General features: G+C 63.9%; 24 protein-coding genes. 13 read left to right on the top strand and 11 right to left on the bottom strand.

All coding sequences use genetic code 11. The annotated features are described in order from the left end of the window. The first annotated feature begins 11 nt into the window (after window positions 1–11). From adhP to ACQKI2_RS12495, 3 genes are all read left to right on the top strand, one after another. Window positions 12–1043, top strand: coding sequence for an alcohol dehydrogenase AdhP (gene adhP, locus ACQKI2_RS12505; protein WP_427379993.1), 1032 nt, complete (start codon window positions 12–14; stop codon window positions 1041–1043). 39 nt (window positions 1044–1082) lie between these two features. Beyond that, on the top strand, window positions 1083–1448 hold the full coding sequence (locus ACQKI2_RS12500) for a DUF779 domain-containing protein (RefSeq protein WP_427379992.1): 366 nt from the start codon (window positions 1083–1085) through the stop codon (window positions 1446–1448). A gap of 126 nt (window positions 1449–1574) precedes the next feature. Beyond that, window positions 1575–3035 carry a cobyric acid synthase gene (locus ACQKI2_RS12495; protein WP_427380073.1) on the top strand — a complete coding sequence of 487 codons (1461 nt, stop codon included), beginning with the start codon at window positions 1575–1577 and terminating at the stop codon, window positions 3033–3035. On the opposite strand, the gene ACQKI2_RS12490 is transcribed toward ACQKI2_RS12495, so the two are convergent. Both ACQKI2_RS12490 and ACQKI2_RS12485 read right to left on the bottom strand, forming a co-directional pair. After that, window positions 3032–3970 (bottom strand): sterol desaturase family protein, encoded by a 939-nt coding sequence (locus ACQKI2_RS12490; protein ID WP_427379991.1) that lies wholly within the window; start codon window positions 3968–3970, stop codon window positions 3032–3034. The genes ACQKI2_RS12495 and ACQKI2_RS12490 overlap by 4 nt on opposite strands. 12 nt (window positions 3971–3982) lie before the next feature. Beyond that, window positions 3983–5287, bottom strand: coding sequence for an amidohydrolase family protein (locus ACQKI2_RS12485; RefSeq protein WP_427379990.1), 1305 nt, complete (start codon window positions 5285–5287; stop codon window positions 3983–3985). Between the two features lie 148 nt (window positions 5288–5435). Here ACQKI2_RS12485 and ACQKI2_RS12480 point away from each other — a divergent pair, with 148 nt between their 5' ends. Continuing rightward, on the top strand, window positions 5436–6344 hold the full coding sequence (locus tag ACQKI2_RS12480) for a crotonase/enoyl-CoA hydratase family protein (RefSeq protein WP_035596410.1): 909 nt from the start codon (window positions 5436–5438) through the stop codon (window positions 6342–6344). Between the two features lie 27 nt (window positions 6345–6371). After that, a complete protein-coding gene (locus ACQKI2_RS12475) occupies window positions 6372–6857 on the top strand; it encodes a CinA family protein (protein WP_427379989.1) in 486 nt (161 codons plus the stop codon). A gap of 323 nt (window positions 6858–7180) precedes the next feature. Here the strand turns inward: ACQKI2_RS12475 and ACQKI2_RS12470 are convergent, their stop codons facing one another. The 5 genes from ACQKI2_RS12470 to rpsF all read right to left on the bottom strand — a co-directional run bounded on the left by ACQKI2_RS12470 (window position 7181) and on the right by rpsF (window position 10944). Further along, on the bottom strand, window positions 7181–7888 hold the full coding sequence (locus ACQKI2_RS12470) for a hypothetical protein (protein WP_427379988.1): 708 nt from the start codon (window positions 7886–7888) through the stop codon (window positions 7181–7183). 196 nt (window positions 7889–8084) lie between these two features. Further along, window positions 8085–9575, bottom strand: coding sequence for a replicative DNA helicase (locus ACQKI2_RS12465; protein ID WP_427379987.1), 1491 nt, complete (start codon window positions 9573–9575; stop codon window positions 8085–8087). A gap of 154 nt (window positions 9576–9729) precedes the next feature. Continuing rightward, on the bottom strand, window positions 9730–10314 hold the full coding sequence (rplI, locus tag ACQKI2_RS12460; protein ID WP_427379986.1) for a 50S ribosomal protein L9: 585 nt from the start codon (window positions 10312–10314) through the stop codon (window positions 9730–9732). A gap of 12 nt (window positions 10315–10326) precedes the next feature. Then, window positions 10327–10584 (bottom strand): 30S ribosomal protein S18, encoded by a 258-nt coding sequence (rpsR, locus tag ACQKI2_RS12455; protein WP_035596393.1) that lies wholly within the window; start codon window positions 10582–10584, stop codon window positions 10327–10329. A gap of 21 nt (window positions 10585–10605) precedes the next feature. Further along, entirely contained in the window at window positions 10606–10944 is a 339-nt protein-coding gene (gene rpsF / locus ACQKI2_RS12450) for a 30S ribosomal protein S6 (RefSeq protein ID WP_427379985.1), read from the bottom strand. 213 nt (window positions 10945–11157) lie between these two features. Between rpsF and fabD the strand changes: the two genes are divergently transcribed. The 8 genes from fabD to ACQKI2_RS12410 all read left to right on the top strand — a co-directional run bounded on the left by fabD (window position 11158) and on the right by ACQKI2_RS12410 (window position 18045). Continuing rightward, window positions 11158–12105 (top strand): ACP S-malonyltransferase, encoded by a 948-nt coding sequence (gene fabD, locus ACQKI2_RS12445; protein ID WP_427379984.1) that lies wholly within the window; start codon window positions 11158–11160, stop codon window positions 12103–12105. Window positions 12106–12110: 5 nt separating this feature from the next. Beyond that, on the top strand, window positions 12111–12848 hold the full coding sequence (gene fabG / locus ACQKI2_RS12440) for a 3-oxoacyl-[acyl-carrier-protein] reductase (protein ID WP_427379983.1): 738 nt from the start codon (window positions 12111–12113) through the stop codon (window positions 12846–12848). 113 nt (window positions 12849–12961) lie between these two features. Continuing rightward, window positions 12962–13195, top strand: a complete 234-nt coding sequence (locus ACQKI2_RS12435) for an acyl carrier protein (protein ID WP_035596381.1) — start codon at window positions 12962–12964, stop codon at window positions 13193–13195. A gap of 15 nt (window positions 13196–13210) precedes the next feature. After that, window positions 13211–14497 carry a beta-ketoacyl-ACP synthase II gene (fabF, locus tag ACQKI2_RS12430; RefSeq protein ID WP_427379982.1) on the top strand — a complete coding sequence of 429 codons (1287 nt, stop codon included), beginning with the start codon at window positions 13211–13213 and terminating at the stop codon, window positions 14495–14497. A gap of 202 nt (window positions 14498–14699) precedes the next feature. Continuing rightward, window positions 14700–15737, top strand: a complete 1038-nt coding sequence (gene mltG / locus ACQKI2_RS12425) for an endolytic transglycosylase MltG (protein WP_427379981.1) — start codon at window positions 14700–14702, stop codon at window positions 15735–15737. Further along, the gene (locus tag ACQKI2_RS12420) at window positions 15737–16621 is read left to right on the top strand and encodes a YicC/YloC family endoribonuclease (protein ID WP_427379980.1); all 885 of its coding nucleotides are present in this window, start codon (window positions 15737–15739) and stop codon (window positions 16619–16621) included. The genes mltG and ACQKI2_RS12420 overlap by 1 nt, the downstream gene beginning before the upstream one ends. Next, window positions 16611–17264: a guanylate kinase gene (gene gmk, locus ACQKI2_RS12415; protein ID WP_427379979.1), complete on the top strand. Its 654-nt coding sequence runs from the start codon at window positions 16611–16613 to the stop codon at window positions 17262–17264. The genes ACQKI2_RS12420 and gmk overlap by 11 nt, the downstream gene beginning before the upstream one ends. 49 nt (window positions 17265–17313) lie before the next feature. Then, window positions 17314–18045: a hypothetical protein gene (locus ACQKI2_RS12410; RefSeq protein ID WP_162786541.1), complete on the top strand. Its 732-nt coding sequence runs from the start codon at window positions 17314–17316 to the stop codon at window positions 18043–18045. Here the strand turns inward: ACQKI2_RS12410 and rsmA are convergent. The 4 genes from rsmA to ACQKI2_RS12390 all read right to left on the bottom strand — a co-directional run bounded on the left by rsmA (window position 18042) and on the right by ACQKI2_RS12390 (window position 23531). Further along, window positions 18042–18908, bottom strand: coding sequence for a 16S rRNA (adenine(1518)-N(6)/adenine(1519)-N(6))-dimethyltransferase RsmA (gene rsmA / locus ACQKI2_RS12405; RefSeq protein WP_427379978.1), 867 nt, complete (start codon window positions 18906–18908; stop codon window positions 18042–18044). The two genes, ACQKI2_RS12410 and rsmA, sit on opposite strands and share 4 nt — an antisense overlap. Then, window positions 18905–19948 (bottom strand): 4-hydroxythreonine-4-phosphate dehydrogenase PdxA, encoded by a 1044-nt coding sequence (pdxA, locus tag ACQKI2_RS12400; protein WP_427379977.1) that lies wholly within the window; start codon window positions 19946–19948, stop codon window positions 18905–18907. The genes rsmA and pdxA overlap by 4 nt, the downstream gene beginning before the upstream one ends. A 15-nt stretch (window positions 19949–19963) precedes the next feature. Continuing rightward, the gene (locus ACQKI2_RS12395) at window positions 19964–21211 is read right to left on the bottom strand and encodes a peptidylprolyl isomerase (RefSeq protein ID WP_427379976.1); all 1248 of its coding nucleotides are present in this window, start codon (window positions 21209–21211) and stop codon (window positions 19964–19966) included. 139 nt (window positions 21212–21350) lie between these two features. Further along, window positions 21351–23531, bottom strand: coding sequence for an LPS-assembly protein LptD (locus tag ACQKI2_RS12390; protein ID WP_427379975.1), 2181 nt, complete (start codon window positions 23529–23531; stop codon window positions 21351–21353). Window positions 23532–23606: the final 75 nt, after the last annotated feature.

Below are 23606 nucleotides of genomic sequence, written 5' to 3'. Positions count from 1 at the left end.
AGGAATACCCAATGGCCAAGACAATGAAAGCTGCGGTTGTCCGCGAGTTTGGCAAGCCGCTGGTTATTGAAGAGGTGCCCGTTCCCGAGCCCGGCCCCGGCATGATCCAGGTGAAGATTGCCGCCTCCGGCGTTTGCCATACAGACCTGCACGCCGCCGAGGGGGACTGGCCGGTAAAGCCCAATCCGCCCTTCATTCCGGGGCATGAGGGCGTTGGCTTCGTCTCAGCCGTGGGCGCAGGCGTCAAGCATGTGAAGGAGGGCGACCGCGTGGGCGTGCCGTGGCTCTACACGGCCTGCGGCCATTGCCGGCACTGCCTCGGCGGGTGGGAAACACTCTGCCATGATCAGCAGAACACAGGCTACTCCGTAAACGGCGGATTTGCGCAATATGTGGTGGCAGACCCCAATTATGTGGGCCATCTGCCGGGCAATATTGCCTTTGACGAGATGGCCCCGATCCTCTGCGCGGGCGTGACCGTGTATAAGGGCCTGAAGATGACCGACACGCGGCCTGGCGACTGGGTTGTGATTTCGGGCATTGGCGGCCTTGGCCATCTGGCGGTTCAATATGCCAGGGCGATGGGGCTGAATGTTGCCGCCGTCGATGTGGACGAGGCCAAGCTGGCGCTGGCGCGCCGCCTGGGCGCGAGCCTGACCGTCAATGCGAAAACCTCCCACGATCCGGCTGCGGAGATAAAGAAGGGCACCGATGGCGGCGCGCAGGGCGTTCTGGTCACGGCGGTTTCGCCCAAGGCTTTTGAGCAGGCCCTCGGCATGACGGCGCGCGGGGGAACAGTTGCGCTCAACGGTCTTCCGCCCGGCGATTTCCCGCTGCCGATTTTCGACATGGTGCTGAACGGCACCACCGTGCGCGGCTCGATTGTGGGGACACGGCTGGACCTGCAGGAGGCGATCGACTTTGCCGCAGAGGGCAAGGTGAAGGCGACGGTGGCCGTGGAGCCCATGGAAAACATCAACGACATTTTCCAGCGGATGCACAAGGGACAGATCGAAGGCCGGATCGTCATGTCTGTCGATTGAGGCAATCTGCCTTCCCGCCGGCCAGCAGGAGACGGCCTCATGCCCATCGACATTCCCCGCGTCACCGCCACCTCCGCAGCGCTGGATCTGCTGGCGGGGATCGTGGCCGATCATGGGCCTGTGCTGTTCCACCAGTCCGGCGGGTGCTGTGATGGGTCTTCGCCGATGTGTTATCCGCAGGACGACTTCAAACTGGGCGAGAATGATGTGAAGCTGGGCGAGATCGGGGATATGCCGGTGTATATTTCCGGCAGCCAGTTCGAGCTGTGGAAGCATACCCAGCTGATCATTGACGCCGTGCCGGGCCGGGGCGGGATGTTCTCGCTGGATAATGGCCGCGAGCGCCGGTTTTTGACTCGCTCGCGCGTTTTCACGCCCGAGGAACTGGCGGCGCTGGACGCCTGAGGCAGAGGCCCGGGGGCCAGCCGGGAAATTTCTGGACAGGTGGCCTGCGCGTTCCTACACGTCGCGGAGAGGGTGCCCCTGTGGGCGTCAGCCTGGAGGCAGGGAGTGTTGGGCCCGCGCGCAATCATGATCCAGGGCACCGGCTCTGATGTTGGCAAGTCGCTGCTGGTGGCCGGGCTGTGCCGCATTGCGCGGCGCCGGGGCCTGGCCGTGGCGCCGTTCAAGCCGCAGAACATGTCCAATAATGCGGCCGCAACCGCCGATGGCGGGGAGATTGGCCGCGCGCAGGCGCTGCAGGCGCGGGCCTGCGGACTTGATGCGGAGACGGACTTTAACCCTGTTCTGCTCAAGCCCCAGTCTGACCGCACATCGCAGGTGATCGTGCATGGGCGCCCTTCGGCCACGCTGGCGGCGGCCGACTATATGGCCCGGCGCGAGGGCCTGCGCAGCGCGGTGCTGGAGAGTTTCGGGCGGCTGATGTCGCGCTTTGATCTTGTGATCGTGGAGGGGGCGGGCAGCCCGGCGGAGATCAATCTGCGCGGCGGCGACATTGCCAATATGGGCTTTGCCCGCGCGGCGGGGGTACCCGTGGTGCTGGCCGGCGACATTGACCGGGGCGGGGTGATCGCGGCGATTGTGGGAACGAAGACGGTGATCGAGGCAGAGGACGCGGCCATGATCCGGGCGTTCCTCATCAACAAGTTTCGCGGCGATCCTTCCCTGTTCACGCCGGCCATGGCGGATATCGAGCGCATGACCGGATGGACGGGCCTTGGCATTGTGCCCTGGCTGAGCGCGGCGGCGCGCCTGCCGGCGGAGGACGCAGTCGTCCTGGGACAGATGAAATCAAGCGGGGGCGGCAAGATCCGCATTGCGGCGCCGATGCTGTCGCGGATTGCAAACTTTGATGATGCCGACCCGCTGCGGAATGAGCCGAATGTGGACTTCCTGTTTGTGCCGCCGGGGCAGGCGATCCCGCGCGACGCGGATGTGATCATCCTCTTCGGCACCAAATCCACATTGGCGGACATGGCTTTCCTGCGGGCGCAGGGATGGGATCATGACATCCTGGCTCATGCGCGCACGGGCGGGCGGGTGCTGGGTATTTGCGGGGGATATCAGATGCTGGGCCAGTGGCTGTGCGATCCGGAAGGCGCTGATGGCCCGGCCGGAGAGATGCCGGGGCTGGGCTTGCTGCAGACCGACACGACCATGCAGGGGGCAAAGACCGTCCGCCCCGTGACGGGCTGTTGCGCGCGCACGGGGCTTGCCGTCAGCGGCTATGAGATCCATGCGGGGCTGACGCGCGGGCCGGATGCGGCGCGGCCTTTCCTTCAGTTGCCGGATGGTCCCGAAGGCGCGGTGAGCCCGGACGGGCGCATCGAGGGCACCTATGTTCATGGCCTGTTTGCGGAGGATCGCTTCCGGTCGGCCTGGCTGGAAGGGGTGCGGGCGGGGGCGTCATCCGAGGCGGCCTATGGGGCATCGGTGGAGGCGGCGCTGGACGCGCTGGCCGATGGGCTGGAGGCGCATATGGATGTGGCGCGTTTCCTGGCGCTGGCCGAGCCGCCGGGCTGGCGGGGTTAGTCCCGCGCGGTGGGCAAGCCGGGCTGGCCAGCCTGGTCTGGATGGGCGGCGACATAGGCCTGTTTGAGTTCGGCGGAGCGATTATGGTGGCCATCCGGGCTCCAACCCGGCGCATTGATGGCCCGGCCCAGCCAGCGCCAGGGGTGCAGGCCATCGCGGGCGCAATCGGTCAGGAAGCCGCCGAGTTCGTGGAAGGCGATGATGACCGGATTGTGCGTGGTGAGCTGTTTGACGATGCCATAGCTCGGCTTGTCCGCCTCCAGTTCGGGCACGAAGGTGCCAAACATCTTGTCCCAGATGATGAAGACGCCGGCATAGTTCGTATCCAGATACCGCGGATTGGTGGCGTGGTGGACACGGTGGTGGGAGGGGGTGTTCATCACCGCCTCGAACCAGCGGGGCATCTTGTCTACCGCTTCGGTGTGAATCCAGAACTGGTAGATCAGGTTGAGGCCGCCTGCGAGGGCGAGGACGTAGGGGTGGAAGCCCAGCCAGACCAGCGGCAGGCCGACGAGGATGAGCCCGGTGAACGGGCCGAACCAGGGCTGGCGCAGGGCGGTGGTGAGGTTGTAGTGCTGCGAAGAATGGTGGGTGACATGCTCCATCCAGAACCAGCGCATCCGGTGGGCGAAGCGGTGTTTCCAGTAATAGATGAAATCATACGCCACGAAGCAGAGGGCAAAGCTCCACCAGGTCATTGGGATGGTCATTATACGGAAGGGCCAGGCCAGCATCATCATCCAGAGGGCGATGGTGGCTGTCGCCGTGTTGACCACGACATTGCCGAGCCCCATGGCCATGGAGGCGAGGGCGTCTTTCGTTTCGTAGCGGCCCCTGGCGCGGCCGGTTTTCACCGCCCACCATTCCCATGCCACCGAGGCCACGAAGACCGGGGCGGCCAGGGCGGTCACATCCGGGAATGGCGTGAAGTCCATTGGCGATGATCCTTAGAAGGACGAAGCCTGCGGGACGCCGCCCTGCTTGTAGACGACGCCGCCTTTCATCACGAAGTCCACATCCGCCAGGCGCTGCATGTCTGCCAGCGGATCGGCGGTGACGGCGACGAAATCTGCCTTGCAGCCCACGTCTCCGCAGCCGACCTCGCCGGATTTGCCCAGGGCTTCGGCGGCGAAGGAGGTGCCCGCGCGCAGGGCCTGCATCGGCGTCATGCCGAAGGTGACCATGCGGGAGAACTGGTTGCCATTGAGGCCGTGGGGATAGACCCCGGCATCGGAGCCGAAGACGACCTTGGCGCCGGCCTTGACGGCGGCGCTGAAGCTGGCGCGCTGGCGGGCGGAGATGGAGCGTTCCTTGGCGAGGGATTCTTCCAGGAGGCCGTTCTTTGCGCCTTCGGAGAGGATGTATTCGGTGTTGTAGATGTCCATCGAGAGGTAGGTGCCATGCTCGACAGCAAGCTGGATGGTAGCCTCGTCCATGATGGAGCCATGCTCGACCGTATCGACACCGGCGAGGATGGCGTTGCGGATGCCGATGGTGCCATGGGCGTGGCTGGCCACTTTCAGCCCGCGGGCATGGGCCTCTTCGACGATGGCCTCAATCTCTTCGATCGTGCCTTGCGCTGCGCCGAGGGCGGTGCCTTTGGAGAGGACGCCGCCGGTGGAGCAGGTCTTGATCAGGTCAACACCGTATTTGATGTTCTCCCGAACCTTGGCGCGCATTTCCCAGGGGCCGTTGGCAACGCCGGCGCCTTTCAGGCCATATTCGGAGGGCAGAAGGTTCATGTCCGAGCAGTGGCCACCCGTGATGCCGACCGGCGGGCCGGAGACGATCAGGCGGGGGCCGGGCACTTCGCCGGCCTCAATGGCATCGCGCAGGGCAACATCGCCATAGCTTTTGGCGCCGAGATTGCGCGCGGTGGTGAAGCCGGCCAGCAGGGTCTTGCGGGCATTCTTGACGCCCTTGATGGCCATCCGCTCGTCCGAGAGGCTCAAGGAGTAATAGGGGCCGTCTTCCGCGTCGCCCGTGAGGTGGACGTGCATATCGATGAAGCCGGGCATCAGGTACGCCTGGCCAAGATCCACCGTTCTGGCGCCGCGCGGGGCCTTGAGGCTGGCCTTGGTGCCGCGCTGGGCCACCACGCCCTCCTCGATCACGAAAGCCGCATCGCGCACGGTTTGCCCGGAAACGGGGTCAATGAAATGACCGGCCGTGAGGTAGACCGTTTCGGCGGCGGCCGAGTTGGCGGCGAGCGTGAGCGCTGCAGCGGCGGCAGCGAGGGCGCGAAGGATCATGGCCGGTTGGTTCCTGTAAATTTCGTCATGCTTTGTGTCTGTTGTGCGGCGCCGGGGGCGCTGGCGTCAAGCGCCCCGGCACGCTTGACGGACGTTAGGGAAGGCGGGCCTTCTCGGGCGGGAAACACATCACTGAAGGAGACCGACGATGGCCAGGCCTAAGGAATTCAAGGAAATCATTCTCGACATCGAGGACGGCATCGCCACCCTGACGCTGCACCGGCCGGACAATATGAACGCCTTTACCGGCACCATGATGTACGAGATGATCGAGGCCTTCGACATCACCGATGCCAATGATGACGTGAAGGTGGTGATCGTGACCGGGCATGGCGACCGGGCCTTCTGCGCCGGGGCCGACCTTTCGGCGGGCGCCAAGACGTTCGATTATGACGCCCGCGCGGGCGACGGCGAGAAGGGGCGCACCGAATCGGTGGACATTCAGCGCGATGGCGGCGGCCGCGTGACCCTGCGCATTTTCGAGAGCCTGAAGCCGGTGATCGGCGCGATCAATGGCGCGGCTGTGGGCATTGGCGTGACGATGCAGCTGCCCATGGATATCCGCATTGCGTCTGACAAGGCGCGCTTTGGTTTTGTGTTCAACCGCCGGGGCATCAACCCGGAGGCGGCGTCGAGCTGGTTCCTGCCGCGCCTTGTGGGCATCCAGCAGGCGCTGGAATGGTGCTATACCGGCCGCGTGTTTCCGGCCGATGAGGCGCTGAAAGGCGGGCTGGTTTCCCGCGTTGTTCCGCATGCGGACCTGATGACCGTGGCGCGGGAACTGGCCAAGGAAATTGCCGACAACACCGCCCCGGTTTCCAACGCCCTGACGCGGCAGATGATGTGGCGGATGCTGGGCGCGAGCCATCCGATGGAGGCGCATATCGTGGACTCCGCCGCCATCTATACGCGCGGCAAGACGCCGGACGCGAAAGAGGGCGTGATGAGCTTCCTGGAGAAGCGCACGCCGACCTATCCGGTGAAGGTTTCCGACGGGATGCCGGGCTTCTTCCCCTGGTGGGATGAGCCGGAGTTCGAGTGGATCGGCAACAAGTAAACCCGGACGGCGAGGGGCGATAAGGCCATGCAGACATTGTTGCCCCTTGCCGCCGGGATTGGCGGCATCCTGAAAGCGCGGCGGGAGACCGTCGCGATTTCGGAATCCTCCGCTGGCGGATTGATTTCTGCCGCGCTGCTGGCCGCGCCGGGCGCCTCGCGCTATTACCGGGGCGGCGGCGTGATCTATACCCCGCAGGCGTTCCGCGGCCTTCTGGGCCTGACGCGGGAAGACCTGGGCGACAAGCGTTCCTCCACCGAGCCCTATGCCAGGATGCTGGCCGGGCGCATCCGCGAGCTGCTGGAGGCCGATTGGGGGCTTTGCGAGACGGGCGCCTCCGGGCCGACGGGCAACATGTATGGTGACGCGGCGGGGCATACCTGCGTGGCGCTGGCGGGGCCGGGGGGCGTGCTGGTTTCGCGCACGCTGGAGACGGGGCTTTCAGACCGCGAGGCGAACATGCGCCTGTTTGCGGCCGAGGCGCTGGACCTGTTGCGGGGCGGGCTGGGCTGAGGCGGGTGGCGGCGCGCTGCTATTCAGTCACACACAATCCTCTTTCGCTTTCGTCTTCCCGGGATTTGCCAAAGCAAATGCCCGGGATACACATCCAATGAGATGTGCGACTGCGGAGCGTTCAGGAGGTGGGCCTTCTGATGGCCTGCGGCCATTGAGGGGGGCGATGGGGGGATAGAGTGTGCTGCTCAAATCCCCCCTCCGCCCCTTCGGGGCACCTCCCCCGCACGCGGGGGAGGAGGGCGTTGCGTTTCGCCTTTGCGCCAGCACCTTTGGCCTCCCTCGCTGGGCGGGGGAGGCGGGCGGCTGATTGGGCGGGGATTTCAGGATGTGTTGAGGAGGGGCGTGCTGCGGGCGGCCTGGGTGAGTTCCTGCAGCAGGCTGAGGGCATTCTGGCCGAGGGGTTTGGAAGCGCCGGGGATCTTGCCGGACGACAGGGTTCTGGCGGCGGTGGCGGCTGAGGCGGCGCACCGGCGGCGCCAGCGGCGGGCGGCGGAGGCGGGGTCCTCATAAGCGGCGCGCAGCGCTTCGAAGCGGCGGCGGAAGGCAGCGGCAGGATCGCGGGGCGCGGGCGTCGGGGCCGCAGCCGGGCGGGCCTCAAGGGCAGCCTCGGTGAGCAGCGTGATGCGGGGCATGAGTTCTTCGGGAAGATAGTTTGCCCCCGGATATTTTGCCGGGCGCGGCTGAGGCTCGCTCATGCGGAAAAGGGGCGCACGGGGAGAGGCAGATGCTTGAGGGCGGGGCGCTGGCTGGCGGGCGCTGGCTTTGGCAGGCGCGCGGGCGGGGGCAGCGGGCGCCGGTTCCAGCTGGAGGACCATGAGGATGATGGCGCGGCGCAGGGCCGCCTCCGCAGGCAGCAGCGCGCGGCGCGTGAGATAGCGGACAACCCGCGCGCTGAGCGGGGTGTTTCCCAGCCGCTCCAGCGCAGTGTCAAGAAAGCCGATCAGATCAAGGATGAAATACCGCGCCCTTCCGAGGAGGCCGTTCAGGATGTCAAGATCATCCGGGGGCTGAAGGGGCGTGTCTTCCATGCCGGGAAGATTAGCATGGGCGCAGAGGGGGTGGACAAGTTTGCTAGAATTTCTTTCAAGTAGTTGAAAAGTTGAGGGTTTTTGTCTGGATTTTGGGGGATAAGGGTGCGCGCCTGCTCATCCTTCGGCTTCGCTCATCCTTCGGCTTCGCTCATCCTTCGACTTCGCTCAGAATGAGCTTTGCGCGGCCTTGCCGTTATTCGTAGACGTCTTCGCCCATGCGGGATTTGTCGAGGTCTCCGAAGCGGGTGACGTTGGCGTCGAAGGCGAGCTTGACTGTGCCGATGGGGCCGTGGCGCTGTTTGGAGACGATGACTTCGGCGGTGCCGTAGACCTGATCCATCCGCGAGCGCCAGGCGTTCCATTTTTCATTCGAGGTCGGATCGTTCGGATCGGCGGGCGGCTCAGTCCGCGCGAGGTAATATTCCTCCCGGAACACGAACATCACGATATCGGCGTCCTGCTCGATCGAGCCGGATTCGCGCAGGTCTGACAGTTGCGGGCGCTTGTCGTCGCGCTGCTCCACCGCGCGGGAAAGCTGGGACAGGGCCACGATGGGGACGTTGAGATCCTTGGCGAGGGCTTTCAGCGCCGTGGTGATCTGAGTGACTTCCTGCACGCGGTTGGCCTGGCCGCCGGAATTGGACACGGTGATCAGCTGCAGATAGTCGATCACGATCATGTCGAGGCCGACGGAGCGCTGCAGGCGGCGGGCGCGGGCCGTCAGCTCACTGATGGAAATGCCGCCGGTGTCGTCAATATAGAGGGGCAGGTTCTGCAACTCGGCGGTGGCCTCGACGAGCTGTTCGAAGTCTGCCTTGGTGAGGTCGCCCTGGCGGATGCGGTGGGCGTTGATGCCGGTGCGCTCGGCGAGGATACGGGTGGCGAGCTGTTCGTTCGACATCTCGAGCGAGAAGAAGGCCACGACTGCGCCATCGATGGTTTTCTTCGAGCCGTCTTCCTGGGTTTCATATTTGTAGGCCGCCGCCGCGTTATAGGCGATGTTGGTGGCGAGCGAAGTTTTGCCCATCGAGGGGCGGCCGGCGAGGATCAGCAGGTCAGACCGGTGGAAGCCGCCAAGCTGGCTGTCGAGATCGCGCAGGCCGGTGGGGATGCCGGCGATCTTGCCGCCGCGCTTGAAGGCGGCTTCGGCGGTGATCAGCGATTCGGCGAGGGCTTCGGCGAAGCTGGAGAAGCCGCGCTCGGCGCTGCCGCGTTCGGCGAGATCGAAGAGGGCCCGTTCGGCCTTGTTGATGAGGACTGAACCTGTGTCGTCAGGCTCTGGCGTGATGGCCTGGGACTGGATCGTGCCGCCGACATTGATCAGCTCGCGCCGGATGGCGAGGTCGCGGATGATGCGGGCGTAATCCTTCACCTCCGGCCCGAAGGCGGCGGCGTCGAGCAGGTCGACCAGGTATTTCGCGCCGCCGATTTCGGCGAGCTTTTCCCGGTGCTCGAAATATTCGCGCAGGGTGACGCCATCGGCTACGCGGCCGGTCTGGATCATGTTGGCGGCCACCGCATACACCTCGCGGTGGGCGGGGGCGTAGAAGTCTGGCGGGGTGAGGATGTCGGCAATGAACTGGTAGACGTTATTGTCGAACAGGATCGCGCCGAGCACGGCGGCTTCGGCGGCAAGGTTGTTCGGCGGTGTGATCGCGCCGCTTCCCGGCTTTTGCTCAGACACTGGCACCCCCATGGCGCAAACGTTTACTATAGCGAACTTCAGAATATGCGCACGACGCATATTTCAGTGCCCGGCGATTCCCACAGGCAGAATCAAAAACGGCGGCCCCGAGGGAGCCGCCGTTTCGGATGGGGTGCCGGAAGGCTGGCGAAGATTACTCTTCGTCGCCGCCCAGTTCTGCGCGTTCGGCAGCGGCCGCGGCGAGTTCGCCGGCCTGCTCGTCGGCCTGAGCCTGGTTGGCAGCGGCCAGGGCAGCGACGATGTCCTCGCCTTTTTCCTGACGCTCGGCCTCTTCGGTCGAACGGGCCACGTTCACCTGGACTTTCACGCTGACTTCAGCGTGCAGGCGGACGGACACTTCGGAGATGCCGATGGCCTTGATCGGCTTGTCGAGGCGGACCGCAGCGCGGTCGACCTTGTAGCCGGCAGCTTCAGCAGCTTCTGCCACGTCGCGGGCCGAAACAGACCCGTAGAGCTGGCCGGTTTCGCCAGCCTGACGGATCAGCACGAAGGTTGCGCCTTCGAGTTTTTCCGCTTCGGTTTTTGCGGCGTCGCGGGCAGCGGCGTTGCGGGCTTCGATCGCTTCACGCTCGGCTTCGAACCGCTTGCGGTTCTTGTCGTTGGCGATGAGGGCCTTGCCTTGCGGGATGAGGAAGTTGCGCGCGAAGCCGTTCTTGACGCGGACTTCGTCACCGATTTTGCCGAGGCGGTCGATGCGCTCAAGGAGAATGACTTGCATGGGGGTCTCTCCTTACTTCACTTCAAACGGAATCAGGGCCAGCATGCGGGCGCGTTTGATCGCCTGGGCAAGCTTGCGCTGGTTCTTCAGGTTTACAGCCGTGATGCGGCTCGGCACGATTTTCCCTTTTTCAGAGATGTAGCGCTGAAGCAGTTTCACGTCTTTGTAGTCGATTTCCTGAGCGTTCTGGCCTGTGAACGGGTCCACCTTGCGGCGGCGACCGAACGGGCGGCGGGCAGGAATGTTCGTGATGTTGATTTTCTGTGCCATGTGATCTGTCCTCCTGCCGGGTTAGTCGCGGCGGCGTTCTTTGCGAGAGAGAACCGGCGAAGGCTCGTCACTCAGCGTTTCAACGCGGACGGTCATGTAGCGCATCACGTCTTCGGAGATGCGCTGGCGGCGTTCCAGTTCGTGGATCGCATCAGCGGGGCCGTCGATGTTGATCAGCGAGTAGTGGCCCTTGCGCTGTTTCTTGATCGGGTAGGCGAGGCTGCGGAGGCCCCAGTATTCCGTCTTGCCGACGGTTGCGCCTTTTTCCTTGAGGAAGGTGGAAATCTCTTCGATGAAGGATTCAACCTGGGCGGGCGAGATATCAGGCCGTGTGATCACGACATGCTCGTACAGTGCCATGTTTTCATTCCCAAAATTATGAAGATGCGGCACCGGGGAGCGGGAAACTCGCCTGATGATGGCCCCTCTTTTACCGGCTCATTCCGGTGACTTGAGGACCGCACCTTGCTGTGAAGAGGCGCTCTTAAGCCTATCCTTGTGGAAAATTCAAGCGCTTGCATGCGCCGGGGACGCGCTTTAGGCACGCCGGAAAACTAGGGAGACAGGGGTAACATGACCCTCGCATTCATTTTTCCCGGGCAGGGCAGCCAGGAAATCGGCATGGGCAAGGCGCTGGCCGAGGCCTTTCCGGCGGCAAAAGCGGTGTTTGACGAAGTGGACGAGGCGCTCGGCCAGAAGCTGTCCACCCTGATGTGGGAAGGCGACATTGCCGAGCTGACGCTGACGGCCAACACTCAGCCGGCCCTGATGGCCCATTCGGTGGCCGCGATGCGGGCGCTGGAGGCTGGATTCGGCATTTCGGCGAAGGATGCCGCCTTTGTGGCCGGGCATTCGCTGGGCGAATATTCGGCGCTGGCATCGGCAGGGTCGATCAGCGTGGCAGATACTGCCCGCCTTCTGCGCATTCGTGGCAATGCCATGCAATCGGCCGTGCAGCCGGGGCAGGGCGCCATGGCGGCGCTGCTGGGGGCCGACTACGACCAGGCGGAAGCCGCCTGCAAGGCGGGCCGCGAGACGGGCGGGGTGTGCGACATTGCCAATGACAACGCCCCCGGCCAGCTGGTGATTTCCGGCAGCAAGGCGGCGATTGATGCGGCCGTGGCCTGGGCGCAGGGCAATGGCGTGAAGAAGGCGATGGCGCTGAACGTGTCTGCCCCCTTCCATTGCGGGCTGATGCAGCCGGCGGCGGACGCCATGGCGGCGGCGCTGGCGGACGCCGAGATCAAGGCGCCGGTGGTGCCACTGGTGGCAAACGTCATGGCGAGCGCTGTCACAGACCCCGAGACGATCCGCCAGAATCTCGTAAAACAGGTGACAGGCCGGGTTCGCTGGACCGAGAGCGTGCAGTATATGGTCAGCCAGGGCGTCACCACGACAGGGGAAGCCGGGGCCGGCAAGGTGCTGACCGTGATGCAGCGCCGGATCGAGAAGTCACTGAACGGCCTCACCCTCGGTACGCCTGAGGATCTGGAAGCCTTCGCCAAAGCGATCAAAGGATAAGACCCATGTTTGACCTGACCGGCCGCACGGCCCTTGTTACCGGCGCTTCGGGCGGCATTGGCCGGGCGATTGCGCAGGCCCTGTCCGAGGCAGGGGCCAAGGTGGCCCTTTCCGGCACGCGCGAGGCGGTGCTGCAGGACGTGGCCGCGACCCTGAAGGGCGAGACGGCCATTGTGCCCTGCAACCTGTCTGATCCTGCCGCTGTGGATGCGCTGGTGGGCCAGGCAGAGGCCGCTATTGGCCCGCTGGACATTCTGGTGGCGAACGCTGGCATCACCCGCGACAAGCTGCTCATCCAGATGAAGGATGAGGACTGGAGCGACGTGATCAATGTTAACCTGGGAAGCTATTTCCGGCTGACCAAATCAGCTGTGAGGGGAATGATGAAGCGCCGCCATGGCCGCATCATCGGAATCACCTCGGTTGTCGGGGTTACGGGGAATCCCGGACAGACAAATTATTGTGCCTCCAAGGCCGGCATGATCGGCTTTACCAAATCGATCGCCCAGGAGGTCGCCTCGCGCGGCATTACGGCGAACACGATTGCCCCCGGATTCATCGAATCGCCCATGACGGATGTGCTGCCGGAAGCCCAGAAAACGGCACTTTTGGGGCAAATTCCGGCCGGAAGGCTCGGGGCAGGCGGCGACATTGCTGCAGCAGCAGTGTATCTTGCTTCGAATGAAGCGGCTTATGTCACCGGCCAGACGCTGCACGTAAATGGCGGCATGGCAATGATTTAAGCCCAGCAGTAGGGCATCAGACTAGGGCTTGGCGCTCATCCGTAGTGTGTGCTAGGCGCAACACCAATGGTTCGCATGAGGACCAGTCATCAGACATATCGAGAGAGGTATTCATGTCTGACGTTTTTGAACGTGTGAAGAAAATCGTAGTCGAGAACCTCGACGTGGATGCTGACAAGGTCGTGGAAAGCGCAAGCTTCATCGATGACCTGGGGGCGGACTCGCTGGACCTCGTCGAACTCGTGATGGCTTTCGAAGAAGAGTTCAACATCGAGATCCCTGATGACGTGCAAGAGTCGATCCGTTCGGTCGGTGACGCCGTCTCGCACATCAAGGCTCACGTCTAAGACGCGGGGCCAAGTATGTCGGAGCGTCGAGTCGTCATTACCGGTATCGGTATCGTTTCACCGCTGGCAAATGGCCGTGAGGCCACGTGGGAGCGGCTGATTGCCGGTAAATCCGGAGCAGGCAAGATTGACGCCTTCGATGCGTCCGACATGCCGTGCAAGATCGCCTTCCAGGTTCCGTGGGCCTCTGGCCGCGGCGGCGGGGCAGGCGATCCGCACGCTTTTGATCCAGACAAGGTGCTCTCCGCCAAGGAGCAGCGCCGGATCGACGAATTCATTCTGTACGGGATTGCCGCTGCGGACGAGGCCCTTGAGGATTCCGGCTGGAAGCCGGAGACCGAAGAGGAAAAGGAACGTTCCGGGGTCATGATCGGCTCGGGCATCGGTGGCCTGGAATCGATCTACGACACGGCGATCACGCTGCACGAGCATGGCCCGCGCAAGGTCAGCCCGTTCTTCATTCCGTCGTCGCTGATCAACCTGGCCTCCGGGCAGGTGTCCATCCGCCACGGCCTGAAAGGCCCCAACCATTCGGTGGTGACGGCCTGCGCAACCGGGGCCCACGCCATCGGCGATTCTGCCCGCCTGATTCAGTATGGCGATGCTGATGTCATGCTGGCCGGGGGCGCCGAGGCCGTGATCGGCCGTATCGGCATTGCCGGCTTCTGCGCGGCCAAGGCGATGTCCACCAATTTCAACGACACGCCCGAAAAGGCCTCGCGCCCCTATGACAAGGACCGCGACGGCTTTGTGATGGGCGAAGGCGCGGCCGTTCTGGTGCTCGAAGAGTATGAGCACGCCAAGAAACGCGGCGCGAAGATCTATGCCGAAGTGATCGGCTATGGCCTGACGGGCGATGCCTACCACATCACGGCCCCGGCCGAAGGCGCCGAGGGCGGCTACCGCGCCATGAAGATGGCGCTAAAGAACGCAAAGATCGACCCGGCCGAGATCGATTACGTCAACGCCCATGGCACCTCCACGCCGAAAGGCGATGAAGGCGAAGCGGGTGCGGTCGAGCGGGCTTTTGGCGATCATGCCAGGAACCTGTCCATGTCATCGACCAAATCGGCGGTGGGCCACCTGCTCGGTGCGGCCGGGGCGATTGAGGCGGCGTTCTGCGCGCTGGCGATTCGCGATCAGGTGATGCCGCCGACGCTGAACCTCGACAATCCGAGCTTCGAGACGGTGATCGACCTCATCCCGCACAAGGCCAAGAAGGGCCAGGTGCGCGCCGCGATGTCCAACAGCTTCGGTTTTGGCGGCACGAACGCCTCGCTGGTGCTGCGCAAGATCGACTGACGCCTCGCGAGTGTCTGACGCTTCTATAATGAACCGCTGGCTGTGAAGCCGGCGGTTTTTTCATTTTCCCTGACAGCGCGGCGACTCATGGCAAGGTTCATGACATATCGGTTATTGCCTGATCCGGCTGCGGAGTATGCTTTTCGCCAGCCATCTGGCCGGGTTAGAACTCCGCGCTGGGACACGCGAACAAGAGGCCTGCATGGGATTCCTTAGAACGCTCTTTGCCTGGGTGTTTGTGCTCGCATTTATTGCGGCGGCAGCCCTCGTGGCCGGCTGGGTGTGGATCAACAATGAAATGACCCGGCCAGGGCCTTTGCAGGACGAGATCGTCTTCATGGTGACGGAGGGGGACACGCTGACGGCGGTGGCCGCGCGGCTGGAGGCAGACGGGGTTATCAAGGATGACCGCGTCCTTCTGCTCAAGAACCGGATCGACCACGAAATGCAGGGCACGGCCACGCATGTGAAGGCGGGCGAATATATCCTCGATCCCGGCATCAGCATGGCCGGCGTTCTGGCGGTGCTCACCGAGGGCCGCTCCATTCTCCACCGGATCACGCTGCCGGAGGGGCGCACCACGGCGCAGCTTCTGCGCATCATCGAGGCGGATGAAACGCTGGTGGGCGAGATGCCCGACGTGTTGCCGGAGGAAGGCATGCTTCTTCCGGATACCTATCTTTTCCACCGCGGCATGACGCGCCAGCAGCTGATCGACAAGGTGCAGAAGGCGCAGGCCGATGTGCTGGCAGAACTCTGGCCGCAGCGCGCCGAGGGCCTGTTGCTGGAGACGCCTTATGAGGCGGTGATCCTGGCTTCCATCGTGGAGAAGGAAACGGGCATTGCGGCGGAGCGGGACGAGATTGCCGCCCTCTTCACCACGCGCCTGAAGAAGGGGATGCGCCTGCAGAGCGACCCGACGATCATCTATGGCATTTCGCAGGGCGAGCCACTTTACAACAGCAAGGGGCAGCGCCGCACATTGCTCCGTTCAGAGATCGACCGGCATACCGAATGGAACACCTATCAGATCGACGGCCTGCCGAAGACGCCGATCTGCAATCCGGGGCGGGAGGCGATTGCGGCGGTTCTGAACCCTCCGGATACGGAGTATCTGTTTTTTGTGGCGGATGGTAAAGGCGGGCATCTCTTTGCCAAAACGCTGGCCGAGCATAACCGCAATGTCGCGGCGTACCGCGCCTATGAGCGCAAGGAAATCGAACGGGAGCGGTCTAACTGATGGGCACATTGTCGGGGATGACGGGGTTTGCCCGCGTGACGGGCGAAGCGGCCTGGGGCGGATGGGCCTGGGAAGCGAAAAGCGTCAATGGCCGCTCTCTGGATGTGCGGGTGAACCTGCCGCCGGGCGCCGAAGCGCTGGAGCGGGAAGTGAAGGCCATGGCGGCGGCGCGGTTCAATCGCGGCTCGCTGCAGGTGGGCCTGCGGATAGAACTGGCGGCGTCTGGTGCATCTGCCGTGATCAATGAGGCGCTGCTGGCCGATTTGGCGCAGGCGGCGCGCAAGGTTTCGGGCCGCGAGCTTTCGTCCGAAGCGATTGCAACGCTGATGGCGGTCAAAGGGGTGGTCGATGCGGGCGCGACCTCCACGCGGGACGTGATGGATGAGGCAACGATGGCGGCGCTGACGGCGGGCGCGGCGCAGGCGCTCGATGGCCTCGCCGAAGGGCGCCGGGCCGAAGGGGCCTTGCTGGAGGCGCTGCTGGGCGACCTGCTAAGCCAGATGGAGCGCCTGAAAGCTGAGGCGGAGACATTTGCGGGCACGCAGCCGGAACTGATCCGCGCGAAGCTGACCAAGCAGCTGGAAGACCTTGACCGGGAAGGCCGGGTGGACGCTGAACGCTATGCCGCGGAAGTGGCTTTGTCGGCAGCGAAGGCGGATGTGCGCGAGGAGCTGGACCGGCTGGCGGCGCATATCAGGACGGGCCGGGAGCTGCTGAAGGCGGGCTCTCCGGCGGGACGGAAGCTGGACTTTCTGGCGCAGGAGCTGAACCGGGAAGCCAACACGCTCTGCTCGAAATCCCTCAGCCTCGATTTGACGAATGCGGGCCTTGGCCTCAAAGGGGTGATTGACCAGTTCAAGGAGCAATCGGCCAATGTCGAATAGCGGACATCCCAAGGACAGCGGCCACCGGCGCGGGCTGATGCTGGTGCTGTCGAGCCCGTCGGGCGCGGGCAAGACCACGCTGTCGAAGATGCTGCTGGAGGAGTTCAGCGATGTGAAGCTGTCGGTTTCGGCCACCACGCGCCCGCCGCGGCCGAACGAGGTGGACGGGAAGGACTATTACTTCAAGACGCCCGAAGCGTTTCACAAGATGATCGAGGGGCGCGAGTTCCTTGAATGGGCGCAGGTGTTCGACAAGCATTACGGCACGCCGAAGGCGGATACGGTGGCCCGGCTTGAGGCGGGCGAGGACGTGCTGTTCGATGTGGACTGGCAGGGCGCCGACGCGCTGCACGACCAGATGCCGAATGATGTGGTGTCAGTGTTCATCCTGCCGCCGAGCATCGAGGCGCTGCAGGCGCGGCTGATGGGCCGGGAAGGCTCAACGCCGGAGATGGTGGCCCGCCGAATGGACGACGCCAAGCGCGAGATCATGCACTGGCGGCGCTATGACTATGTGATCGTCAATGACAAGCTGGAAGTGGCTTACCAGCGGCTGAAGCGTATTCTGCTTACGGAGCGTTTGAAGCGCCTGCGCCAGCTGGACCTGGAAGACCATGTCCGCAAGTTGCTGGGTGAAGGGTGAAGCTTTGGAGTTCGCCCGGAAAGCCAATCTATTCCTTTCAGTGATCGGAATGATGACTTTCGCGGGGTTGTTTCTTTACGTCACGCTTGCACCTAAAGATTTCGACCGCCGCACACGCAACTTTGCCGTTGAAATGGTCAAGGCTGAACTGGACGACCGGTTTTCTTCGGTAGCGTCATCGGACACGGCGGAAGATATCAGCGCCGTGGCGGGACAATTTTCCAAACGGCTTCGGGATCAGATCGACAGCTGGCGCGGAAGTCTCGATGCAGGGATCGACGTCTTCATCGCTGATATTCTAGCAGCGGCGTGCGAACTTGATTGCGAGCGCCGCGATGAAGCGCGGAGGGCCGTGAGGCGCTTCTATGAATCCTCCATCGAACGGTACGGATTTGCGCTGGACCGGCTCGAGGACATTGTGGTCGGCGAATATCAGGAGATCATGTCGGAACTTCGCGCTGATCTGAAGATATTCTCCGGAAGCACAGCGGCGGCGTTCGCCTTGGCACTTTTCCTTTCGGTGTTCAGAGGGCCTGCTGCCCAGCACCTTTTGCCGATATCCATCACACTGACGCTGACCACCATATTGGCGATAACCTGGTATGCCTTTGGCCAAGATTGGGTGATGGCGGTGATTTACAGCGACTATTGGGGGTGGGGCTATAGCCTGCTCCTGTTGGGGCTGTCGGTCCTTATGATTGATATCGCAGCGAACAGGGCGCGCATCACCAGTGGCATTTTGAACGCGCTTCCAGGTGGAGCCAATCTATCGCCTTGTTAGTCTTGGACGAGCGATCTAGCGAGCGTCCGGAATTCCTGCTGAGTGAGGGTTTCGGCGCGGGCGGTGGGGTCTATGCCGCAGTCTTCCAGCCAGGCCTCGGCCTTCATGCCGCGCTTCTTGGCGAAGGGTTTGAGGGCAGCGCGCAGCATCTTGCGGCGCTGGCCGAAGGCGGCCCCGGCGATCTGTTCCAGCAGGGCGAGATGTTCGAAGCGCTCGCCCGGCGGCAGCGGCTCGAACTCCACCACGGCGCTGTCCACCTTCGGCGGCGGGCGGAAGGCGCCCGGCGGCAGGGTGAAGGCGATGCGCGGGCGGGTGACGGCCTGCGAGATGACGGCGAGGCGGCCATAGGCGTCGGTATCAGGCCGGGCGCAGATACGGTCTGCCACTTCCTTCTGGAACATCAGCGCCATGCGCCCGCGCCAGTCGCCGGCTTTCAGCCAGTCGATCAGCAGCGGGGTGCCGACATTGTAGGGAAGGTTGGCGATGATCATCACGGGCGTGGTGGCGCCAGCTTCGGTCAGCACCTTTTCCCAGTGAACCTTGCGGGCGTCCTTCGCGATGACCTGCAACTTGCCGGATTTGGCTTCGGGCCAGCCAAGCAGCGCTTCGGAGAAACGCGGATCGGTTTCTACGGCGATCAGCAGGGCAGGGGCCTCGTTCAGGATGGCGCGGGTGAGACCGCCGGGGCCGGGGCCGACCTCGATGACCGTTTGGCCTTTGGGAGAGCCAGCGGCATTGGCGGCGCGCTTCAGGATGCTGGGATCAAACAGGAAGTGCTGGCCCAGAGCCTTGCGCGCCGGGGCATCGGTGAGGGCGGGCGTTTCGCCGCTCTCCTCATCGTAATTGTCGATGTCGTTGCTCATGCAGCGTTCCTTGCGCGGTGGGCGGCCTGCTCCCGCGCGGCGTGGAGGGCCGCGATCAGGCTGTCTGGTTTGACCGTTCCGGCGGCGGCCGCGTCATAGGCGGTGCCATGGTCCGGGCTGGTGCGGATGACCGGCAGGCCGAGCGTGGTGTTGACGCCGCCCCACATGTCCAGCGTCTTGACCGGGATGAGGCCCTGGTCATGGGTCATGGCGATGACGGCATCAAACCGCCCTGCAAGCGCTTCGGCAAACACCGTGTCGCCGGGGCGGGCATTGGTGATGTCGATGCCTTCGGTGCGTAGGGTTTCTGCAGCCGGGTTGATGATCTCGATCTCCTCGCGGCCAATCGTGCCGTCTTCGCCCGCATGAGGGTTGAGGCCGGTGAAGGCGAGGCGGGGGGCGGGGAGGCCGAAATTCTGCCGGAGCGCGGCGTGCGTGATGCGCGCGATGCGCGGCAGGCGGCCATCGGCCAGCGCGCCGGGCACGGCGGTGTAGGGCATATGGATGGTGGCGAGCGCCACGCGCAGGCCGCCGCCGGTGAGCATCATCACAGGCTCGGGCGCGGCCTGGCCCGCAGGCGCGCAGAGGTCGGCGATGAACTCGGTATGGCCGGGAAAGCGGAAGCCCTGCCCGTAGAGCAGCGCCTTGTTGATCGGGTTGGTGACCACCGCGCCAGCAAGGCCGCGCAGGGCGTGGCCGGTGGCCAGCTTGATGGCGCCGATGATGCCGGCGGCGGTTTCCGGATCAGGCTTTCCAGGGGTGACGGCGCGGGTATTCTCCAGCGGCAGAACCGGCAGGGCGCGCGGGAAGACAGCGGCCGCCTCAGCGGGCGAGGCGATGATTTCCACAGGCACGCCGGGGTAAAGACCCGGCCAGCCGATGACATAGAAGGCGCTGGCCGGATCGGTGTGCAGCGCGTTCCAGGCAGCCATGGTGATCTGCGGCCCGCAACCGGCAGGGTCGCCCATCGACAGGGCCAGAGGGAGTGCAGAGGGCGTGGTCACGCGCCGGGGTGTCGCGCCAATTGCGCGGCGGATCAAGCGGTTTCGCCTGTCCTAGCGGTAGATGATGGTGGCGAGGCGCCGCGTGTTGCGCAGTTCGCGCTCGGAAATCATGTTGAGCTCGCGGGATTTCAGCGACCCTTTGAGATCTTCACGCGAAGGTAGGGCCTCGGCGCCATCTTCGCGGCGGCAGACATACATCACGGCAAGACCGGAGCTGACGGCGAAGATATCGGTCGGGCTGCCGACATCGGCGGCCAGGACGAGGCTGCGGCCTTCCGGGCCAAGCTCCTCGACATTGATGTCGGTGATGTCCTGGGCGCGGAGGGTGGAGCGGGAGTTGGCAACAGACTGAACGTCGTCGCAGCTCTTGATGCGGCCGATGGCTTCGGTGAGCGTTGCCTCGGCGCCGTCTGAAGCGACGAGGCGCTTCAGGTCCACGCGGGTCACCGGCTCGGCCGGCTCACGCTTGCCGCCAACCAGGATGATGTAGATGCCGTTTTCGGTCTGGATCGGCTCGAGCAGGCCGTTTCCGGAAGACGCGCGGACGGCTGCGGCAATGGCGGGATCGAGGTCGTCCGTCGTCACCCAGCCCATATCGCCGCCGGCGGCGGAGGTGGGGGCCGAGGAGATGCGCTGAGCGGCGACGCGGAAGTCAGCGCCCTGATTGAGCTGAGCGATGATGGATTGCGCCGCCGGCATGGCCTCGGCCTTGGTGGCGTCGTCGGGCGCGTAGAGGAAAATCTCGCCGAGCCGGTACTGGGTTTTCTTGGAGGCGGCGCGCAGGCGGTCGAGCTGATCGTCGACCTGATTCTCGGAGATGCGGATACGGTTACCATAGAGGCCGCTCATGAGGCGGCTCCAGGCGATCTCGGCGCGCATCTGTTCTTCCAGGCTGACCGGGTTGACGCCGGAAGCCGTCAGCTGCTGGCGGAGCACTTCCCCGGACAGGCCGGCATCGGCCGCCATATCGCGAACCGCTGCGTCGATTTCGCGGGGGTCCACCTCGACCTTGTATTCGGCCACGCGGTCCAGCTGCAGTTTTTCATCGACCAGCTGTTCCAGCGCCTGGCTGGTGATCTGCTGCACCTGTTCCTGGGTGGGGTTGGCCGCGCCAATTGTCAGCAGCAGCAGGCGGGCCCGCTGGCGCACATCGGAATAGGAGATGGGCTTATCATTCACGATGGCGGCAATGCCTTCGAGGGTCTGCCGGTCTGATTCCTGCGCGCTGGCGGGCGAAACGGGGGCGCTGAGCGCGCTGATCGCCGCAAAAGCTGCTGCCAAGAACACAACACGTACCATACGACGTCTCCATGGCCCCAGAATTGGGAAAATAGGCCTGTTTTCGCTGGCAGACCTTACAAGTCTCGTCTCATCGCGCAACGCGCCGCTACAGTCATCAGCGAAGTTTGCTGCAGTTCATTTTTTGTGCGGGCGCCGCTCAGAAGCCGTTGGAGCCGAAATTGCCCAAGGATAGCAGAGAGAACCGGATCTGGAAGCTTTCCTGCGGCCCAAGCGTCCGGTCGCGAACCTCGGACCGGTCATAGATGATCTCGAATCGGGCGCAGTCATCGGTGTAGGCAATGCCCAGCTCCTGCTTGGTATCCACATTGCGGCTGATATCACGCAGCTGGCTGAAAATGACCGAGTAGCGGTTGGTTATGTCGATTTCGCCGCGCAGGTAGATGCCCTCATCGGAGGTTCCGGCCGGGCTGATGCGCTCGTCGATCTTGTAATACTGGCCGACCGCGCGGAAGCGGTTGAATGAGGTTGACGCCCGCATATCGAGCCGGCTGAGCGAGAGGTCGTCCTCGTTCAGGCGAACGCGCGAGTTGAGCTGCAGGGCATTGCCCATCTTGAGGCTGGTGGAGGCAACCCAGTCCGACGAGGTGCCATCGAGGTTGCTGGCGACGTCAAAGTTCGGATCGACGCGGGAGCGCCATCGGCGGCCGACCGTGGTGGCGATTTCGGTGCCGTTCTTCCAGATTGCGCGCGCGGTAATGCCCGCGCTCAGCTTTCCGTCGCCCTCATAGAGGTCGTAATTTCCCACGCCATTGGGGTCAAACAGGCTGGATTCGTCGAATTCGTAGAGCAGGCTGTCTTCCACCGGGATGGCCGGGTCGTTCGCATTCGCAAAGCCCCAGGCGGCCATGACCGTGGGTTCGATCATCAGATCAACGCTCTTGCCGCGCCGGATCAACGGATAGGCGAGTGTTGCGCCGGTGTTGCCGACGGCGCGTGACACCGAATCCTTGCCGCTGACGGCTTCGTCCAGAAGGTAATAGTCGCCGCGCAGCTCTGCGAAGGGTTTGAAGGTGAAGCCGCCGGGCAGGATTTTCATCGTGCTCCAGTCGCCCCCGAGGCTGACACGTTGGCTGTCGGCGCCGACATCCCGCGTCAGGATTGCCGAAGAGGCGTTCACAGAGGCGAAGCCCAGATCGCCCATATTCCAGTATTTCTCGGCATAGGCGAGGGGCGCCACCTGCGGCAGGCGGGAGGCATCATCCTCGCCGCGCAGGCCCTGGAAGTTCAGGACGGCGGCGTCGGTATAATAGCTGTCGCCCTGACCGGTGACGAAGATCTGGGAGAGCAGGCGGCGGGGCTGGTTGGAGTAGAGGCCGCGCTTGGCGTTCTGATTGCTGATCCGGTAGCGCAGGTCGTAGAGGTCGTCCGTCTGGGTTTCCAGGCCAAAGCCCCATTTCCAGCCCGGCGTGATCGTGAACAGGCCATTTCCATACAGGTGGCCGCGAAAGGACTCTTCGCCGAACGTGTCGCCATTGCTGTCGAAATCCGCTTCATGGGTGAAGCTGGCGTCGAAACTGACGGCGCCGGAATAGAAGCGCTTAGTCCCCTCAACGCCGATCAGCGGGTTCACATTCTGATAGACGGTCGGCGAGATCGTGAGTTCGGAATAGTCCGACACGGCCCAGTAATAGGGCTGTTTGTAGAAGGTGCCGAGCATCGTGGAGATGCCCGCATTCGGCATCAGGAAGCCCGAGCGGCGCTCTGAATTGGGATCCGGATGGGACAGGTAGGGCAGGTAGAAGACCGGGACGCCGCCAACTTCCAGAACCGCGTCGCGATAGGAAATCATCTGCGTTTCTTCATCCAGCACCGCGCGCCGCGCCCGGATCTGCCATGTTGGATTTTTGCCCTCGCAGACCGGACAGGCAGTGTAGACGATATGCTCCATGGCGTTGATGCCGTCGGAGCGGCGGATGGCGGATTTCGCCGCGACGGAGGCGTTGCCTTCGAGGCGGGCGGAATAGCCGATGGCATAGCCATCCGAGAGATTGGGGCCGACATCGACCTCATCGGCGAATTGCTGGCTGCCATCGGCTTCGATGATGACGACATTGCCCGAGGCGCGGGCGCGCTCGGTGGTGCGGTCATAGATCAGCCGGTCGGCGCGCAGGATGCGGCCCTGATAGAGGGCTTCGACATTGCCTTCGGCGATGATGGTGTTGTCGGCGGAGTTTTCGTAGACCGTATCGGCTTCCAGAACCACACGCTCATCCGTGGCCTCAGCCGTTGCGCCAGCTTCCGGAGTGCCCTGGGCATGGGCCGCCACCGGCAGGGCCGCCGAGAAACCGGCGAGCAGGGCATAGTGAGACCATTTCACGACAGACGGCATCCTAAACAACCCGTACACAACGCCCCACCCGGTATCTGGCGCCGCGTTTATCCCGAAACCGAG

Origin of the sequence: Hyphomonas sp. NPDC076881 (genome assembly GCF_050269995.1) — a bacterium.
Taxonomy (GTDB): domain Bacteria; phylum Pseudomonadota; class Alphaproteobacteria; order Caulobacterales; family Hyphomonadaceae; genus Hyphomonas.
This window is presented reverse-complemented; position numbering and strand designations above follow the sequence as displayed.